Below are 17339 nucleotides of genomic sequence, written 5' to 3'. Positions count from 1 at the left end.
CTCTGACGGCGGGCTGATTTTGCCTTGAGGGCACCGTGATTTTTCACTGAGATGCCGCTTTGTGTGAGATTTCGCACTGGCGGGGCGGTGCCGGCGGGGTAAATGCCGATTTACGGCTTCCAAAGCCGGTCAAAACAGGATTCGGGACCCAATTCGTGCAATTTCACTTTTCCAACCACGTGCTCGATGTCGATCTCCGCGAACTCACCCGCGCCGGCGAAGGCGTGCCGGTCGAGCCGCAGGTGTTCGACCTCCTGATCTATCTGGTCGAAAACCGCGAGCGGGTCGTCAGCAAGGACGATCTGATCGAGCGGATCTGGGACGGCCGTATCGTCTCCGAATCCACATTGACCAGCCGGATCAATGCCGCCCGCAAGGCGGTCGGTGACAGCGGCAAGGATCAGGCCGTGATCCGCACCATCGCGCGCAAGGGCTTTCGCTTTGTCGGCGACGTCCAGGTGCAGCGGGGCAGCGTGGAAGTCTCCGTCGAGCGGCTGCAGCCGCCCGACCAGGCGAGCGAACCGCCGCGCCATCAACTCCCGGCGCTGGATCGGCCAGCCATTGCGGTGCTGCCTTTCGTCAACATCAGCGGCGAGCCCGAGCAGGAATATTTTTCGGAAGGCATCTCCGAGGATATCATCACGGCGCTGTCGAAGCTGCGCTGGTTCTATGTCATCGCCCGCAACTCGTCCTTCATCTACAAGGGCAAGTCCGTCCATCACCGGCAGATCGGCGAAGAACTCGGCGTCGGTTACGTCGTGGAGGGCAGCGTGCGCAAGGACGGCGACCATGTGCGCATCACCGCCCAGCTGGTCGACGTCGCCACCGGCAGTCACCTGTGGGCGGAACGCTACGACCGCGGCCTCGCCGACGTCTTCGCCGTGCAGGACGAAATCACTCAGGCCGTGGTGGCGGCGATCGAACCGCAACTATATGCCGCCGAGGACTTTCACGCGCGCCGCAAGGCGCCCGACAACATGGACGCCTGGGATCTGGTGATGCGCGCACTGTCGCATTACTGGCGCGTGACGCGGCAGGACAACCTGGTGGCGCAGGCGCTGCTCGAAAAGGCCATCGCGGTCGATCCCGGCTACGGCCAGGCGCTCAGCCTGCTGGCGTCCTGCCATACGTTCTCCGCCCATATGGGGTGGGAAGAGATGCCGGACGCGGTCCCGATTGCGGAACGCGCGGCGCTGGCGGCCATCCGCGCCGACAGCGAGGACGCCTGGGCGCATTATGCGCTGGCAAGCGTCTATCTGTTCACGCGACGCTTCGACGATTGCATCGCCGAGTTCGAACTCGCGCTGCGGCTCAATCCCAATTTCTCGCCGGCCCGCGGCCTTTACGGCGTGGCGCTATCCTATCGCGGGCGCTGGGAGGATGGCGATCGCGCCGCGCGCGAGGCGCTGAGATTCAGCCCGCGCGATCCGTTCGCCGCGATCTATTGTGGCGTCGCCGCCTATTGCCAGTTTGTCGGCCGCAACTACGACGAAGCGATCCGCCTGGCGCGCGAAGGGCTGCGGCAACGAAACGATTTCTCCGGCGGCCACCGGGTGCTGACCGCAGCGGCGGGAATGGCAGGCCAGCGCGACGTCGCCAAGGCCGCATTGCAGGAGCTTCGCCGCGCGCAGCCGAATATTTCACTGACCTGGCTTGCAAGCCAGATGCCGTTCGAACATGCCGCCGAACGCGAGCATTATATCGAAGGTTTTCGGCGCGCCGGCCTGACCTAGCCGCTCGCCGACGGGCCGCAGAAAATGACGATCCGGGTCTAGCCCGCGAGGTAGCGCTCGTATTTCCCGGCCACGACCTCGTCTGCCGCAATATCCGGATCGAGCGTGTAGAGGTCCTGCGCGCGGCCGATCCCGCGCAGCGCGAAGCGGCCGGTCGATACCAGATAGTTGCGCCCCGCGGCATCCAGCCCGCTACGGAAGGCCGAGGACATCAGCAATTCCCGCTCCACCGAGCGGCACATCGAGGCGATGCGGCTGACCTCGTTGACGGCGGGCCCGACCACGGTGAAGTCGAGCCGGTCCTCGCTGCCGATATTGCCGTAAAACACCTCGCCGACATGCAGGCCGACATGGGCTGTCGTCACTGGCCGCTGGTCGGCCGCGCGGCGGACGTTGAGCGTACGCATGTTGCGGCGAAAGCGATATTCGGCGCGCAGCGCCGCGCGTTTGGCGACCGCGAGGTTTTCATGGGTGAACATCCCGAGTACGCCGTCGCCGATCAGCTTCAGCACCTCGCCGCCGGCCTCGTGGATGGCGTCGATCGAGGCCTGCGCGTAATCGTTGAGGAACGGGATGATCTCGGATGGCTCCATGCCCTCGCTGATCGCGGTCGAGCCGCGCAGGTCGGAGAACCACAACACCGCATTGATGCGCTCGGTGACGCCGCGCATGATCCTCCCGCGCAGCACCTGTTCGGAGGCGTCGCGTCCGAGATAGACCCGGCCCAGCGTCTTGGCGATGTCGGCCTGCGCTGCCGATTTGATCGCCAGCCCCAGCACCGGCACCAGATCGCGCAGCGCCGCCATGCCCTGCTCGCCGAAACCGTCGTCGCGCCGCGTCGTCCAGTAGGAATAGACGCAGTCCATCTGCCCCATGGTCCCGGCCTCGCCGAACTGGTGCACAAAGGACACGAAATGCTTGTGACCCTTGGCGGCGAGATCCTCGATCATGCCGAAATTCTGCGCAGCACCTTCGGCGAGATCGAGCGCCAGTTCCCCATGGCCGTTTTCGAGCATGTGGTAGAACACACTCCGCCGCCAGTTCTTCGCACTGTCGCCCTGATCGGTCGGTCCGTATTCGAACGCGTCGCTCTCGTTGGTCGCGGTGTCGTTCCAGCGGAAGCCGCGGCCTTCGAAGATCGGATGCAACGTGTCGATGAAGACAAGCGCGCGCGACAGCTCGAGGCCCTCGGCGCGACAGCGTTCGCAAAAGCCACGGATCAGATCGTTTTCGGGCAGACCTTCAAGGCCCTGGCTGACCAGCCAGTTCATCAATTGCAGGCGGGGAGTGAGTTCCATACGCCATTATGCCGCGCAATCGCGACGAGTAAAAGGCTGTGCCGAAACTCAGGACTTCGCGCGCGTGACGGCCTCGCCATCCTCCTTGACGAAGCTGGCGACGGGCCGGTCGAGCAGATCGAGCACCCGTTCCGACGGCCGGCACAGCCGCACGCCCTTCGCGGTCACGACCACGGGCCGGTTGATCAGGATCGGATGCGCGAGCATGAAATCGATCAGTTCGTCGTCGCTCCATTTCGGATCGGCAAGCCCGAGCTCCGCATAGGGCGTGCCCTTCTCGCGCAACAGCTCGCGGGCGGCGATGCCCATCGCCTTGATCAATTCGACCAGCCGGGCGCGGCTCGGCGGGCTCTTCAGGTATTCGATGACCTCGGGCTCCTCGCCGCTCTGCCGGATCATCGCCAGCGTATTGCGCGAGGTGCCGCAGGCGGGGTTGTGATAGATCGTGACGCTCATGAGTGAGCCTCCTTTGTGATGGCCTCGCCACCGCCATGCAGCAGCCAGCCCATGAAGACCAGGGCGACGACGGCGCCGCAGGTCTCGGCCGCGATGAAGCCGGGCAGATCCGCCGGCCGAATGCCGGAAAACGTATTGGTCATCGATCGCGCGATGGCAACGGCCGGATTGGCAAACGAGGTCGACGCGGTGAACCAATAGGCCGCCGTGATGTAGAGGCCCACCAGCCACGGCACGGCTGACCGGTTGAACCGGATGCCGGCCAGGATGGTCGCGACCAGACCGAACGCGGCGACGGCTTCCGCAAACCATTGCCCCCCACCGGTTCGCATTTTTAGGGAAGCATCGACCAGCGGCAGCGCGAACATCGCGTGCGCCATCATGGTTCCCGCGATGCCGCCGGCGACTTGCGCGGCGACGTAGAGCAGCGCGTCGCGCGGCGTCAATTCGCGCTTCAGCGCAAATACCAGCGACACGACCGGATTGAAATGCGCCCCCGAAATCGGACCGAGAATGGTGATGAGCACCACCAGGATCGCACCGGTCGGCAACGTATTGCCGAGCAGCGCCAGCGCCACGTCCTTGGTCAGGCTTTCGGCCATGATGCCGGAGCCGACCACGGTCGCCACCAATAGCGCCGTCCCGAGCGCTTCGGCCGCAAGGCGGCGTGATAGATCGAATTCAGACATGCGCGCGTTTCTTCCTGGCAGGCGGACAGCACAGCGTGAGGCTTTCGATGACCGGCGCGCAAACTTCCGGGCGCCCGTCGCAACAATCCCTGAGCATGAACAGCATGACTTGCTGAAAGCATGCGAGATCGGCGCGGTAGACGATCGAGCGGCTGAAGCGTTGCGCCGTCACCAGTCCCGCACGCGACAGCACCGCAAGATGCGACGACATCGTGTTCTGCGGCACGGCAAGCGCCTTGGCGATGTCGCCGGCCGCCAGCCCCTCCGGCTCGTGCTTCACCAACAGCCTGAAGACATCCAGACGGGTGGATTGGGCGAGCGCGGCGAGCGCGAGAATGGCGGCTTCCGATTCCATATATCGAGACTTATGGATATATGGAGCGCCCGTCAAGCTGCGCCGCAGCTACGGCTCCAAGCTTCGTTTCGATTGAGGCCGCCGAATATCGAGAATGTCCAGCACCGGACAATCCGGTGCCGTCCTGCCGGAACAGAGCGCCACGGTCCGGGACAGTAGTCGTTCCATCCTGGTCAAGTCATCGAGTTTGGCGCGGATGTCCGCAAGATGATGCGCGGCGATCTCGCGTACGTCGCGGCACGAGGCTTTTTCAGGCCCGCCAAGCCGCAGCAACGCGCGGATATCCTCGAGTGAAAACCCGAGTTCGCGCGAACGCCGGATGAAAGTCAGGATTCGGAGGTCTGTTGCGCCATATACCCGGCGGCCGTTCGCCGTTCGGGTTGGCGCCGGAAGCATCGCCACCCGCTCGTAGTAGCGGATGGTCTCGATCTTCACGCCACAGCGCTTCGACAGTTCCCCGATCGGCAGACTCTCGGCTCGCGAAGACGTGATGGCGCGCATGAAACAGTCCTTGATCCTGTAGTCGCTACAGGATGCATCCTATACCCCATGGCACGCGATCAAGACCATCACATTGGCGACATGCGGCATCGACCGGGGCTCGCGGCGGCGGGCGGCCTGCTTGGCGCGCTCGCGGCCTCGTCGTGCTGCATCTTGCCGCTCATCCTCTTTAGCCTGGGCGTCAGCGGCGCGTGGATCGGCAACTTCACGCGGCTTGCACCGTATCAGCCGTGGTTCATCGCGGCGACAATGGCGTTGCTGGGCTACGGTTACTGGCTGGTCTATCGATCCACGCGGGTTGCCTGTGTCGAGGGCCAATCCTGCGCGCGACCGCTGTCAAACCGGATCGTCAAGACCGGACTCATCCTGGCAACGATCCTCGTCTTCATCGCTCTGGGCTTCGATTTCATCGCCCCCCTGCTCCTCAATCCATGATCGGAAAATCCAAATGAACAGACTTCTCGCCTGCGCCGTATTCACGGTTGGCATCGTCGTTTCGTCGGCTGCAATTGCTGCGGAAAAGACCGTCACTCTGGCTGTGAAGAATATGGACTGCGCGGCCTGCCCTTCGATCGTCAAAGGAAGCCTCGAGGCGGTCCCGGGTGTTACCAAAGTTGGGGTGTCCTACAAGGACAAGACGGCAACGGTCATTTATGACGATACCAAAACCGAGGTGAACCGACTGACTTCGGCGACGACCAATGCCGGTTATCCTTCCGCTCCCAAGAGCTGATCCGATGATTCTTCAATCGACCATCACCTGTCCGATCTGCGCCACCGCCAAATCCGAGACGATGCCGACCGATGCCTGCCAGTTCTTTTACATATGCACCGGCTGCGGAACAAAGCTGAAGCCGAAGGCGGGCGATTGCTGCGTGTTCTGCTCCTACGGCTCGGTGCCGTGCCCGCCGATACAGGCGGCGCGCTCGGGCGAACCCGGCGCCGCCTCCTGCTGTGCATAACAAGCCATGGCCGGGGCGCTGGCCGACGGCATCGTGGCGTGCCCAATTCATTATTTCGATAATACTGGCAATACGGTTGACGACTCGAAATTCCCATGGTTGGATATCGCCATGAAACTCGATGACGCCGCCGCCCATCTCGAAGCGCTGGGGAACCCGACTCGGCTCAAGATCTACCGCATGCTGATCCGCGCCGGCGACGCCGGGATGGCTGTCGGGCGCTTGCAGGACAAGCTGAAAATCGCACCCTCCACCCTCTCCCATCACATCAAGGCGCTGGTGATCGTGGGCCTGGTGAACCAGGTGCGTGAGGCAACCACGCTGGTCTGCCACGCCAATTACGAGGTGATGCGGGATCTGGTTGGCTTTCTGGTCGCCGAATGCTGCGCCGGCGTTTCCAAAAGCAAGGATGAGAAGTCCGCGGCGTGATGTTGCGTTGCCGATAATTTCGATATTTCTAGTTTAACAGGACAACAGCATGCGTGAGGCAAAGACGGTTGCGATTATCGGCGCCGGCCCGGTCGGTCTTGCTGCCGCCGCGCACGTGCTGGAGCGAGGCCTGCGGCCGATCGTGCTTGAGGCCGGCGAAAATGTCGGTCACGCCGTTCGTGAGTGGGGCCACGTTCAGCTGTTCTCGCCCTGGGAATACAACATCGATCGCGCGGCCGAGCGACTGCTGTCGCCGACCGGCTGGAATTCTCCTGATCCGCATCAGTATCCGACCGGCGCCGAACTGGTGGAGCGCTACCTCGAGCCGCTGGCCAGCAAGACGGCCCTCGCCCACCACATTCAAACGCGCAGTCGCGTCACCGGTATCAGCCGCGCCAGCTTCGACAAGTTGAAGAGCAAAGGCCGCGAGACGGCGCCGTTCGAGATCCGCTACCAGAACGGACAAGGGCCGAAAATTATCAGCGCCGACGCCATCATCGACGCATCCGGTACCTGGCATTCGCCGAATCCGGCAGGCGCCAATGGCCTGCCTGCGATCGGTGAACCGCAAGCCGCCGCGCGGATCGCATATGGCATGCCTGACGTGTTCGGGAAGGAACGTTCGCGCTATGCCGGCAAGAGGGTTGCGGTGCTCGGCGCCGGACATTCGGCGATCGGCACCCTGATCGACCTCGCTTGGCTTGCCGAACAATCGTCCGAGACAAGGCCGATCTGGCTGCTGCGCGGCAAAGATCCCGCCAAGGCCTTCGGTGGTGGCGCCAACGACAAGCTTGTCGCGCGCGGTGAACTCGGCTCCGCCTTCGCAGCCCTCGTCGCTGAAGGCCGTATCAGGCTCGAAGCCGAATTTCGTGTTTCCGATATCGTTGCCGACGGACCGCGCTTGCTGCTCGGGTCCGGCTCGAACGGCAGCCGTCGTGAGGTTGCGGTCGACGAACTCGTCGTAGCGACCGGTTTCCGGCCCAATCTCGATTTCGTCCGCGAACTGCGCATCCAGATTGATCCTGCGATCGAGTGCCCGGTAGCGCTGGCGCCGCTGATCGATCCGAACGAGCATAGCTGCGGCACCGTCCGGCCGCATGGCGCGCGCGAACTGGTGCAACCCGAACCGGGTTTCTACTTCGCCGGCATGAAATCATACGGCCGCGCGCCGACATTCCTGATGCTGACGGGCTATGAGCAGGTCCGTTCCATCGCCGCCGACATCGCCGGAGACCGCGAGGCCGCCGCGCGCGTCGAACTGGTGTTGCCCGAAACCGGTGTCTGCAGTCGTTCGGCTGCGCCCAGCGCAAGTCAGTGCTGCGGTGGACCGGCGCCGTCGGCGGTTGACGCCTGTTGCGTCGCGGATGCAAATGCCAAACAACAAGGCGAGAGCGGATGCGGCTGCGGTTAGCGCGTCGCCAGGCGCGGGGGGACAGCGAGATTACCTTAGAGGGTCGTTCGGTTATCATCGCGATGTGCGTGGGACAGCTGGGCAGCCTGCTTCCCCACGTCGTCGTGCCGTCGATTCTTGCTGGTTTCCTGATTCCGGAATGGCACCTGACCGGCGCGCAAGCTGGCCTCCTCGCCGGTTCGGGCGCCGCCGGCTACATGTTGACGGTACCGGTGTTGGCAACGCTGACCGATCGCATCGATGCCCGTAAAATCCTGATCGCGGGATCGGCGGTAAGCAGCCTTGGCACGCTGTTGTTTGGTCTGTTTGCGAGCGGCCTCTGGTCCGGCGCCTTCTTCAACGCGATTGCCGGTATCGGCTTTGCGGGCGCCTATATGCCCGGCCTCAAAGCGCTGACGGATCGGCTGGCGCCGGGGGATTCATCCCGCGCCATCACGCTGTACACGTCGAGCTTCTCTTTCGGCGTCGGCCTCTCCTTCCTGGTATCGCAGCTGGTCGCCGAAGGCTGGGGATGGCGCGCCGCCTTTTTTGTCACCGCCGCCGGCCCGCTGGTGATGCTGACGACGTGCTGGCTGTTGCGGCCGGTCGCGCCGAAGCCAGCGACGGGCCGCCTGCTCGATTTTGCACCGGTGTTCCAGAACCGGAAGGCGATGGGATTTATACTCGGCTACGGCGCGCATTGCTTCGAGCTTTACGGCATCCGGACCTGGATCGTCGCGTTCTGGACCTTCGTCTCGATGCGCCATTCCAACGTCCCGCTGCTGACGCCGATCGTGGTCAGCGTGGTGTTCTCGCTGCTGGCCATGCCCGCCAGTATTCTCGGCAATGAATTCGCACTGCGCTTCGGCCGCCATCGCGCGATCACCGCGGTCATGCTGAGTTCCGCCGCCGTGGCGCTCATGATCGGCGTCTTCGCCGACCAATCGCCCTGGCTGCTGCTGCCCTTGATTCTGGCCTATGCCATCACGGTGCCTGCCGATTCCGGCGCGTTGACGTCGGGCATGTCGATGGCGGCGGATCCGAGTTTCCGCGGCGCGACCATGGCCATGCATTCGACCGTCGGCTTCAGCCTGTCGGCGCTCGGCGCCTGGGCAATCGGCGTGGCGCTGGATGCGACCGGCGGTCCGCTCAATGCATCGGCCTGGACGGCGGCCTTCGCGGTGTTGGCGGCCGGCATCCTGCTTGGGCCGCTGGCGCTCTATTGGTCCAGAAGTCAGGTATCCCGGCCATGAGCCCGCGCCCTCTTCCCATCATCCTGGCGCTCGGCACCACGCAGACGCTGGCCTGGGCCTCGAGCATGTACCTGCCGGCGATCCTGGCCGATCCGATGGCGCGCGATCTCGGGGTGTCCTCGAACTGGGTATTCGCCGCCTTCTCGGCGTCGCTGGTGCTGTCGGCCCTGCTCGGCCCGCGGATCGGACGCCAGATCGATCTGGTCGGCGGCCGGTCGGTGCTGTCGATATCCAATCTGGTGCTGGCGGCAGGACTGGTGCTGCTCGGATTCGCGACGTCGATCCCCATGCTCGTCGCGGCCTGGCTGGTGCTCGGCGTCGGCATGGGCGCCGGCCTGTACGACGCGGCGTTTGCCGCGCTGGGGCGCATCTATGGCGACGTGGCGCGCCGCTCGATCACCGGCATCACCCTGATCGCGGGCTTTGCCTCGACGATCGGATGGCCGTTGTCCGCCTGGGGGCTGGAAACCATCGGCTGGCGCAACACCTGCTTTGCCTGGGCCGCCGCGCATATCCTGATCGGCCTGCCGCTTAACTGGCTGACGCTGCCGGCGGTGACCGGCGCCAAGGCGGCGGTCGCCGCTGCCGTCAAGCCGCACATCGCGATCGATCGCACCATGATCGTGCTGGCGTTCGTGTTTGCGGCGGCCTGGGCTGTCACCGGCGCCATGGCGGCGCATCTGCCGCGCATTCTGGAGGCCGCGGGCGCGACCCCGGGCCAGGCGGTGTTCGCCGGCGCCCTGATCGGCCCGGCGCAAGTCGCGGCGCGGATTTTCGAGGCGAGCTTTCTCAGCCGTTTTCATCCGCTGGTCTCGACCCGGCTTGCCTGCATCACGCATCCGATCGGCGCCGCCATCCTGGCGCTGGCCGGCGGTGGCGCCGCCAGCCTGTTTGCGATCTTTCACGGCACCGGCAACGGCATCCTGACCATCGCGCGCGGCACGCTGCCCCTCGCGATCTTCGGGCCAAAGGATTACGGCTATCGCCTCGGCATCATCGGTGCGCCGGCACGGATGGCGCAGGCGGCCGCTCCCCTGGTGTTCGGCCTCCTGATCGACACGATGGGGAGCCGCGTTCTGATCGTGTCATCCACGCTCAGCCTGTTGGCGCTGCTGGCGCTGTTCCTGGTGCCCGCCAGCCCGCCCCGCTCCGGGACGTGACGCGGGCGTGCCCGTTTTACGCTTCCCTTCGCGGCAGGTTTCGCGCAAAACCACGACATGGAAAACGACAGCAAAAAACCAGCCGACGCCAAGAGCTTCCTGCAATGGGCGATCACGCCGCCGCAATCCTATGCGCTCTACCTTGGCGCCCTGATCCTGATCTTCGTGTCGTCCTTCTATATCGGCACCATGAAGCCGAAGAACGCCGTCGGCCTGACGCCGCCGGCGGCTGCCGTGCCGCACAAGTGAACCGGGCGCGAGCAGCATGACCGGCGAAACGATGCCATCGATCACCCGCCTCAACCCGCCCGAACTCGGTACGCCGCCCGGCTATTCGCAGATCGTCGAGGTGACGGCCCGCCGCATGATCTTCATCGCCGGCCAGACCGCACTCGATGCCGACGGCCATCTGATCGGCAAGAACGACTTCGCCGCGCAAGCCGGCCAGGTGTTTGAAAATCTCACCATCGCCCTGCGCGCCAGCGGATGCACGGCCGCCAATCTGGTGAAGCTTACGGTATTTCTCACCGATATCGAAAATCTCGCCCGCTATCGCGAGGCGCGAAACCGCTTCTTTAACTCGGTAACGCCGCCGGCGGCGCCCGCAGTCACGCTGGTCGAGGTGTCGAAGCTCTACGGCCCGGACTTCATGATCGAGATCGAGGCGATCGCGGCGGCGCGAGGTTAAGGCTTCCGGGCCTCCGAGGTCGCGAGCAGTCCCGCCGCCACCGGAGAGACGTCATGGCATTGGCCACGCGCGTCGGCGTCGCGCAATTGGAATAAAAAGTCTTCCTCAGTCGTAGAACTCAGGCGACATCTTCAGACCGTCGCGTTGGGCCTTGTCGTGATTGATCCACAACTGGGCTTTTTCCTTTGTCAGCGTCTCCGAAATTTTCTGCATCGAAGCCAGCGTCTGGTCCTTGTTGAAATTTATGGTGGGGACGGCGCGATTGTCCCAATTTCCCTTGAAGTGAACCGCATCGCCGGAAAGAACGACCGCGCCGGTCTTCGGCAACTTCACCAATAGGGATTGATGACCGGGTGTATGCCCGGGCGTCGACAGGATGGTGACGCTACCGTCGCCGAAGACGTCATGGTCGCCTTCGACCTTGGTCACGGGATGCTCGGGCTTGAACCGGGGCTGATTGTTGGGACCGGGCCAGTCATATTCGGCCTTCTGCACGAACAGCATGGTGGCGGGAAACAACTCGACATTGCCTACGTGATCGGGATGGGTATGGGATACCGCCATCCCCTTGAGGTCGGCAGGTTTCACGCCGAGCTGGTCAAGCTGAGCTACCAGCGTTTTTGGCCGGCGCCAGAACACCGCTTTGGGATCGGCAGGCGCAAGGCCATCCGGCATCGCGGCGACCGCATCCGTGATCCCCGTGTCCCACAGGAACCAGCCCTGTGAGTGCTTGATCAAATAGCAGCTGTCGACGAACTTCATCGACTTGCCTTCGTTCACACCGGGGGACCAGCGCGAGATATCGCCTGCGACGCCTTCACCGCAGTTGAGGATGTACAGCCTCTCGACGCCGGGTTTGCCCGTTTGCGCGTGGCTGACATCGACGGACAGTGCGGCGGACAACAGGATTGCGGCAAGACCGATTTTTCGCTTCACGTTGCTTCCTCCAGCATGGATAAGCCCGGCTCTTTGGTCCGGCGCGTGAAATCCTACCCCATGGCCGTCCGAAACCAACACCGGTTACGCTTTTTTGATCTCCGATGTCGCGATCCAGATGCCTGCAAATACCGCGATCAACCCCAACACGAGATTGGCCGTGATCGGTTCGCCGACCAACTGCGTCGCGAGCAGTCCCGCTGCGAGCGGGTTTACGGTCATGGTATTGGCTACGCGCGTCGGTGACGCGCGCGCCAGCGCCATGACCCACAGGATGAACGCCAGAGCGCCGCCGGCAATGCCGAGATAAAGGCCGGCGATCCATTGCGCGGTGCCGAACTGGCTCAGCGCGGCGATGCTGCCGGTGAATGATCCGACGAGGATCAGCGCCGCGGCGCCGGTTCCCATGCCGACGGTGAGGAATCCGAGCGCGCTGGAACGCTGGATCAACGGACGGGACCAGACATTGTAGAACGCCATGCAGAGCACGGCGCCGGTCATGATCAGTTCGCCCCGCCACGCCCCCGGCGGCGCCGCGGAAAGTCCCGATGCCAGCGCGGCGAACACGCCGAGCACGGCGATGCCGACGCCGATCGATTTCCTCGGCGTCAACGGCTCGATGCCGAGCAAGGCGCCGACCACCATGGTGTGCAGCGGCAATGTCGCCAGCGCGAGACTGGCCCGCGCCGCCGTCGTGAATGTCATCGCGATATTGTAGAAGACGAAAAATATGCCGAAGAAGCAGAAACCGAGTGCCGCGACCGCCGGCCAGTCGGTCAGCTGCGGCCAGCGTATCTTCAGCAGCAACGCCACCGGCAACAGGCAGATGAAGCCGATGCCCCAGCGCAGGATAGCCAGCGTGATCGGATCGGCATTGCCGACGAGATAACGCGTGATCGCCGCCGCCGTGCCGCCGAGACAACTTGAGACCAGGGCGATCGCGACGCCAACCCACTCGCCCAAGGTAGCCTCCCCCGTCGCGCCGCGCAGCTACCACGCGATCAGTTGCAGTACCAGAACGCAGCTCATCCGCGCGAAGCTGAACATGTGATCACGGCAGATCGCGCGCGCGAGCCGCGATTGCTCTTCGGCCGGGTCCCGAGCGCTTCCCAACCGGCGGGCGTTCGGGACCGTGCGGGTCATGGTAGGCACGAATCCGGAGCCCGCCAACAGCAGCGAGCCCCAGCCGACCCACCATGCGTATTCGCCTTGCACGATCTCCGCGCAGATGGCGGCAAGTGTCAGCAGCATGACCAGAGCGATCAGCCGGTTCATCGGATAGGCGTCCGTGGTAACGCGCCGGTAATAGTTCGAGATCGACGTCAATATTTCCGGCGGCAGCACATCGCCTGCGTGCTTGCGCGTCTGTACGTCGAACATCAGGTCGAACCACAACACGGCGAGAAGAAAGCCGGCCCCCGCGGCTGCGAAACTGTGCATGACACCCCCTTTGGCCTTTGCGCCAGTCTAGGCCATCGCGCGCATGATCGGGCATGGCTCATGTTGCATCTTGCGTCCCCCGCCCGCGCGGGCCTAGCCTGCCAGCGGGGAAATCGCAGCCTCCCCATGAAATGGCGATCCCATTCAAGCGCTGCTCGCTTTTCCTTGGAGCGGGCACATGGATGGATCTGCACTCGAACTTTCGCTGTTTCTCCTCGCGACCTTTGCCGGCGCGCTGATCGCCGGGCTCTCCGGCTTCGCGTTCGGCCTCGTCGCCTCCTCGATCTGGCTCTATATTCTGACGCCACTGCAGACCGCTACGCTGATCATCGCGTTCGGGCTGATCGTGCAGGGCTACGCGGTCTGGAAGCTTCGCCGCGCGCTCGACTGGCGCAAGCTCTGGCCTTTCCTGCTCGGCGCGGCGTTGGGCGTGCCTGTCGGCGTCAGTATCTTGAGCTGGGCCAACCTCGCTTATCTGCGCGGTGGCGTCGGTGCCTTCCTGGTTCTCTACTCGCTCTACGCGCTGCTGCGCCCCACGATCGCGCCGCAAGAGGCCGGCGGCGCTGTGGCCGATGCCGGTGTCGGCTTCCTCAACGGCGTGCTCGGCGGCATCACCGGGCTGGCCGGAATCCTGGTAACGATCTGGTGCGGGCTGCGCGGCTGGCCCAAGGACCTGCAGCGCACGGTGTTTCAGCCGGTCGCGGTCGCGATCTTCCTGATGAGCGCGCTGTGGATCGGCGCGAAGGGCGCGATCGCCCCGGATACGATCAAGCTGTTCCTGGTCGGGCTGCCGGCGCTGCTGGCCGGCACCTGGCTCGGGCTGAAATTGTTCGGCCGGCTCAACGAGGCCGGTTTCCGCAAAGTCGTCCTGGCGCTGCTGCTGATCTCGGGCGCCGTGCTGATGACCTAGTGCGGATGCGGATCGGGACAGGTCTCCACCTCGACCGTGACGTGGCTGAGGCCGCGCAGGCCGCCGAGGCGGCGCTTGTAGGTCGTCGGCGGCAGCGGATGGTCGGACACGACGGAGATCACCGCGGCACGATGGCCGGGGCCGACCTGCCACAGATGCAGATCGGTCACACGATCGCCCCTGGTCTCGATCCGGCTGCGTATGGTCCCCTCGAGGTCGCGGTCGGCATTGACGTCGAGCAGCACCGCGCCGGAGGAGCGGATCAGCCCATAGGCCCAACTGGCGATCACCAGACTGCCGACGATTCCAACCGCCGGATCGGCCCAGACCCAGTTCGAGACCATCGCGAGCACCAGCGCCGCGATCGCCAGCAGCGAGGTCGCGGCATCCGCGAGCACATGCACATAGGCCGCGCGAAGATTGTTGTCGTGGTGATGCCCGTGCGAATGGTCGTGCGCGTGATCGTGATGATGGCCATGGTGGTGGTCATGGTCGTCGCGCAGCAACCACGCGCTGACCAGGTTGACGCAAAGGCCGAGCATCGCAACCACGATCGCCTCGCCATAGATGATCGGCACCGGGTGAAACAGCCGGATCACACTTTCGTAAGCGATCTGCGCGGCGATCAGCGCCAGGATGATCGCGCTGGAAAAGGCGGCGAGATCGCCGAACTTGCCGGTGCCGAAGGTGAAGCTGGCATTGGCCGCCTGCCGCCGCGCGAACAGATAGGCCAGCGCCGCGATCCCGAGCGCCGCCGCGTGGGTTCCCATGTGCCAGCCGTCGGCGAGCAGCGCCATCGAGCCGAATGCCCATCCCGCCGTGATTTCCCCGACCATCATCACCGCCGTCAACACGACCACGAACCGGGTACGCCGCTCGTTACGGTCATGCTGGCTACCCAGGAACACGTGATCGTGGGTCCACCGGTCGATCGAATCTGAATGCATGGCAAGTCTCCGAACACTGCGTGCCGTTCCATACCCCAAATATAGGTCCCGAGGGCGAAAATTCCGACCTCGCCCGTAAGCGTTCAGCCCTGCTCTTCGGGCGGCCTGATGTGGCGGAACGAGAACAGCAGGGCGACGTCGTAGGCGATCTTGAGCGTGCCGCAGACCACCAGCGGCAGGCCGGAAAACGCCGTCACCAACAGCACGCCCGAGATCGCCGGGCTGATCGCGGAGGCCAGGCTTCGCGGCACGGCGGTCATGCTGGCGGCGGCGGGACGTTCGGCCGGGGTGACGACGGCCATGACATACGAGGTGCGCGTCGGCACGTCCATTTGCGACAGCGCCGAGCGCAACAGCAATAGTCCGAGCGCCAGATAGAGGTTGGGCGAAAACGCGGCGGCGATCAGGAACAGGCTGGAGGGAATATGCGTGAACACCATGGTGTTGACGAGGCCGACGCGCTTGGCGATCCACGCCGCGACCGGATAGGAAAACGCGCTCAGCGTGCTCGACCAGAAGAAAAACAATCCGGCCGCGGACAGCGAGAGGTCAAAGCGTTCGAACAGCCAGAGCACCAGCAGGGACTGGGCGACGAAGCCGCCGGCGAAGGCATCGATGCTGAACAGCGCCGCCAGTCTGTAGACGGTGCCCCGCGACGGCCCGAGCGGCGCCTGCGGGGCTTTTTGCTCGCCGCGTTCGTGCGGGACATGACGATAAAGCGCCGCGCAGACGACACCGAGCGCCGCATAGGCAAAAAACATCAGGCGGAATGCGCCGAGCTTGGTGCTTCCGTTTGCCGTCAGCACGTCCGGCAATGCCGCCGCCAGCGAGCCGGCGGCGGTACAGAGCGCGCCAATCAGACTGTAGCGCGCAAACACCTGGGTGCGCCGCGCATCCGTGGTGCTGTGCGCCAGCACCGCGTGCTCCAGCGGCACCAGAACGCCGAGATCGCCGCCGGAGGGGTTGATGGTACCGACAAACGCGACCAGCGCGATCAACAGGAAGTGCTCGACGCCGGGAAAGGCGACCCCGGTCGCCGCCATCAGGCCTGCGCCGAACATCAGCAGTGGGCGCAAATCATGGCGTGGCGCGATCCAGCCCACGATCAGCGTCAACAACGCGGTTCCGAGCAGCGATGCGGTCGCGACAATGCCGACAGCCACGGCATCGTACCCCAGCGCCGTCATGTAGGCCGGCAGGATGATGATGGCGAAGCCGTCGCCAAATCCGCGCAGCCCCCGCGCGACATAGAGCAGCGAGATCAGCGGGCTTGCCGAAGATGTCCTGGATTCAGTCACGCGATCGGTCATCCCAGGCATTCCCCTAAGGCAGAACGGTGATCGTCAACTGATCGAAGCGCGTCACGCTGTCGGACTTGGTCCACAGCGCCACGCCGCCGGCACCAGCGAAGGTAGCATCCGCGGTCGTGAACAATGGCTTGCCGTCATAGGAGACGGTGAAGCGTTTTCCTTCCGCGCGCAGGCCGAGCCGATGCCACTCATTTGCGATGACCTTGAGATTGACGCCGTCGAGTTGTTCCCGGCGCCCATCGACGACGCGATAGAAGCGGACGTTATCCTCCAGCGCATTGGCGCGGGCGACGTAATAATTGTCGGCATCCATCAGTCGTACCGCAACGCCTGCGGCCTGATCGGTCTTGCCGGCCACGGCCTTGAAGCGGATTTCGACGTCGACATTGGCAGCCGACAGGCTGTCGTGGATCGCGAGCGGAAACCGGTAATCCGCGCGGTCGGTGCTGGTCTGCTCGATCGCTTGTCCACCGCCGGCCGTGCGGTCGGCGGTGACGATCCATTCGCCCTCCTTGCCCCGGCCGGTCCGTGCAAAGGAAAATCCTGCCGGAGGTGACCCGGGCGTCATGCGGTCAATGGCAATCATGGCGGCTCCTGTCTGCGCGGACGCGGATGGTGCGAACGCGAGGGTGCACGCGACGAGAGCGGCGCGGAGATGTGGCCTGATAGAGCTGGAAAACACCGGCCGCTTTTTGTCCATGCGCAATCCTCGACACGTCGAGTGGTGCGCAGAGCTTGGACGGTGGGCCGTCTGACGGGGAGCCTGCTTTGTCCCCGAATAATCGGAAGCTAAGTCCGAACACCGCGTCGCGCAAGGGTTCCACGCGACGTCCGGTGTTCGCCGGCGAGCCGATGTACTTCGACCGGTTGACAGACGGAACG

The 17339-nt window shown here is 64.4% G+C and carries 22 protein-coding genes; 11 read left to right on the top strand and 11 right to left on the bottom strand.

The window, feature by feature from the left end; translation table 11 throughout:
* Positions 1-155: 155 nt before the first annotated feature.
* Positions 156-1733: a winged helix-turn-helix domain-containing protein gene (locus FFI89_RS15415; protein ID WP_138837896.1), complete on the top strand. Its 1578-nt coding sequence runs from the start codon at positions 156-158 to the stop codon at positions 1731-1733.
* Positions 1734-1771: 38 nt separating this feature from the next.
* On the opposite strand, the gene FFI89_RS15410 is transcribed toward FFI89_RS15415, so the two are convergent.
* The 5 genes from FFI89_RS15410 to FFI89_RS15390 are packed head-to-tail and all read right to left on the bottom strand — an operon-like array spanning position 1772 to position 5032.
* Positions 1772-3031, bottom strand: a complete 1260-nt coding sequence (locus tag FFI89_RS15410) for an adenylate/guanylate cyclase domain-containing protein (RefSeq protein WP_138837894.1) — start codon at positions 3029-3031, stop codon at positions 1772-1774.
* A gap of 48 nt (positions 3032-3079) precedes the next feature.
* Positions 3080-3487 (bottom strand): arsenate reductase (glutaredoxin), encoded by a 408-nt coding sequence (gene arsC / locus FFI89_RS15405; RefSeq protein ID WP_138837892.1) that lies wholly within the window; start codon positions 3485-3487, stop codon positions 3080-3082.
* The gene (locus tag FFI89_RS15400) at positions 3484-4176 is read right to left on the bottom strand and encodes an MIP/aquaporin family protein (RefSeq protein ID WP_138837890.1); all 693 of its coding nucleotides are present in this window, start codon (positions 4174-4176) and stop codon (positions 3484-3486) included. The genes arsC and FFI89_RS15400 overlap by 4 nt, the downstream gene beginning before the upstream one ends.
* Positions 4169-4531 (bottom strand): helix-turn-helix transcriptional regulator, encoded by a 363-nt coding sequence (locus FFI89_RS15395; RefSeq protein WP_138837888.1) that lies wholly within the window; start codon positions 4529-4531, stop codon positions 4169-4171. Before FFI89_RS15395 ends, FFI89_RS15400 begins: the two co-directional genes overlap by 8 nt.
* A 48-nt stretch (positions 4532-4579) precedes the next feature.
* The gene (locus FFI89_RS15390) at positions 4580-5032 is read right to left on the bottom strand and encodes a helix-turn-helix domain-containing protein (protein ID WP_138837886.1); all 453 of its coding nucleotides are present in this window, start codon (positions 5030-5032) and stop codon (positions 4580-4582) included.
* A gap of 48 nt (positions 5033-5080) precedes the next feature.
* Here FFI89_RS15390 and FFI89_RS15385 point away from each other — a divergent pair, with 48 nt between their 5' ends.
* The 9 genes from FFI89_RS15385 (at position 5081) to FFI89_RS15345 (ending at position 10914) form a co-directional block, all read left to right on the top strand.
* Positions 5081-5467 (top strand): mercuric transporter MerT family protein, encoded by a 387-nt coding sequence (locus FFI89_RS15385; protein ID WP_138837885.1) that lies wholly within the window; start codon positions 5081-5083, stop codon positions 5465-5467.
* Between the two features lie 13 nt (positions 5468-5480).
* A complete protein-coding gene (gene merP / locus FFI89_RS15380) occupies positions 5481-5765 on the top strand; it encodes a mercury resistance system periplasmic binding protein MerP (RefSeq protein WP_138837883.1) in 285 nt (94 codons plus the stop codon).
* 4 nt (positions 5766-5769) lie between these two features.
* Positions 5770-5994, top strand: coding sequence for a GDCCVxC domain-containing (seleno)protein (locus FFI89_RS15375; protein WP_138837881.1), 225 nt, complete (start codon positions 5770-5772; stop codon positions 5992-5994).
* Between the two features lie 111 nt (positions 5995-6105).
* Positions 6106-6423, top strand: a complete 318-nt coding sequence (locus tag FFI89_RS15370; protein WP_138839299.1) for a helix-turn-helix transcriptional regulator — start codon at positions 6106-6108, stop codon at positions 6421-6423.
* Positions 6424-6472: 49 nt separating this feature from the next.
* The gene (locus tag FFI89_RS15365; protein WP_138837879.1) at positions 6473-7834 is read left to right on the top strand and encodes an NAD(P)-binding domain-containing protein; all 1362 of its coding nucleotides are present in this window, start codon (positions 6473-6475) and stop codon (positions 7832-7834) included.
* 62 nt (positions 7835-7896) lie between these two features.
* Positions 7897-9066, top strand: coding sequence for an MFS transporter (locus FFI89_RS15360; protein ID WP_210249121.1), 1170 nt, complete (start codon positions 7897-7899; stop codon positions 9064-9066).
* Positions 9063-10226, top strand: a complete 1164-nt coding sequence (locus FFI89_RS15355; protein WP_138837877.1) for an MFS transporter — start codon at positions 9063-9065, stop codon at positions 10224-10226. Before FFI89_RS15360 ends, FFI89_RS15355 begins: the two co-directional genes overlap by 4 nt.
* Before the next feature lie 57 nt (positions 10227-10283).
* The gene (locus FFI89_RS15350; protein ID WP_138837875.1) at positions 10284-10475 is read left to right on the top strand and encodes a hypothetical protein; all 192 of its coding nucleotides are present in this window, start codon (positions 10284-10286) and stop codon (positions 10473-10475) included.
* A 16-nt stretch (positions 10476-10491) separates the two neighbouring features.
* A complete protein-coding gene (locus tag FFI89_RS15345; RefSeq protein WP_210249120.1) occupies positions 10492-10914 on the top strand; it encodes a RidA family protein in 423 nt (140 codons plus the stop codon).
* Between the two features lie 105 nt (positions 10915-11019).
* On the opposite strand, the gene FFI89_RS15340 is transcribed toward FFI89_RS15345, so the two are convergent.
* From FFI89_RS15340 to FFI89_RS15330, 3 genes are all read right to left on the bottom strand, one after another.
* Positions 11020-11838, bottom strand: coding sequence for an N-acyl homoserine lactonase family protein (locus FFI89_RS15340; protein WP_246669504.1), 819 nt, complete (start codon positions 11836-11838; stop codon positions 11020-11022).
* A 96-nt stretch (positions 11839-11934) separates the two neighbouring features.
* Positions 11935-12813 carry a DMT family transporter gene (locus FFI89_RS15335; RefSeq protein WP_138837872.1) on the bottom strand — a complete coding sequence of 293 codons (879 nt, stop codon included), beginning with the start codon at positions 12811-12813 and terminating at the stop codon, positions 11935-11937.
* A 27-nt stretch (positions 12814-12840) separates the two neighbouring features.
* A complete protein-coding gene (locus FFI89_RS15330) occupies positions 12841-13290 on the bottom strand; it encodes a hypothetical protein (RefSeq protein WP_138837870.1) in 450 nt (149 codons plus the stop codon).
* 178 nt (positions 13291-13468) lie between these two features.
* Here FFI89_RS15330 and FFI89_RS15325 point away from each other — a divergent pair, with 178 nt between their 5' ends.
* Positions 13469-14200 carry a sulfite exporter TauE/SafE family protein gene (locus FFI89_RS15325; protein ID WP_138837868.1) on the top strand — a complete coding sequence of 244 codons (732 nt, stop codon included), beginning with the start codon at positions 13469-13471 and terminating at the stop codon, positions 14198-14200.
* On the opposite strand, the gene dmeF is transcribed toward FFI89_RS15325, so the two are convergent.
* The 3 genes from dmeF to FFI89_RS15310 form a co-directional block, all read right to left on the bottom strand.
* Positions 14197-15147, bottom strand: coding sequence for a CDF family Co(II)/Ni(II) efflux transporter DmeF (gene dmeF, locus FFI89_RS15320; protein WP_138837864.1), 951 nt, complete (start codon positions 15145-15147; stop codon positions 14197-14199). The genes FFI89_RS15325 and dmeF overlap by 4 nt on opposite strands.
* Positions 15148-15230: 83 nt before the next feature.
* Positions 15231-16457 (bottom strand): MFS transporter, encoded by a 1227-nt coding sequence (locus FFI89_RS15315; protein ID WP_138837862.1) that lies wholly within the window; start codon positions 16455-16457, stop codon positions 15231-15233.
* A 13-nt stretch (positions 16458-16470) separates the two neighbouring features.
* Complete coding sequence (locus FFI89_RS15310) at positions 16471-17043, bottom strand: hypothetical protein (RefSeq protein WP_138837860.1); 573 nt, start codon at positions 17041-17043, stop codon at positions 16471-16473.
* Positions 17044-17339 lie beyond the last annotated feature (296 nt).

Origin of the sequence: Bradyrhizobium sp. KBS0727, from assembly GCF_005937885.2 — a bacterium.
Classification (GTDB): Bacteria; Pseudomonadota; Alphaproteobacteria; order Rhizobiales; family Xanthobacteraceae; genus Bradyrhizobium.
Note: the sequence above shows the minus strand (reverse complement) of the source record. Positions and strands in the feature narration are given on the sequence as shown.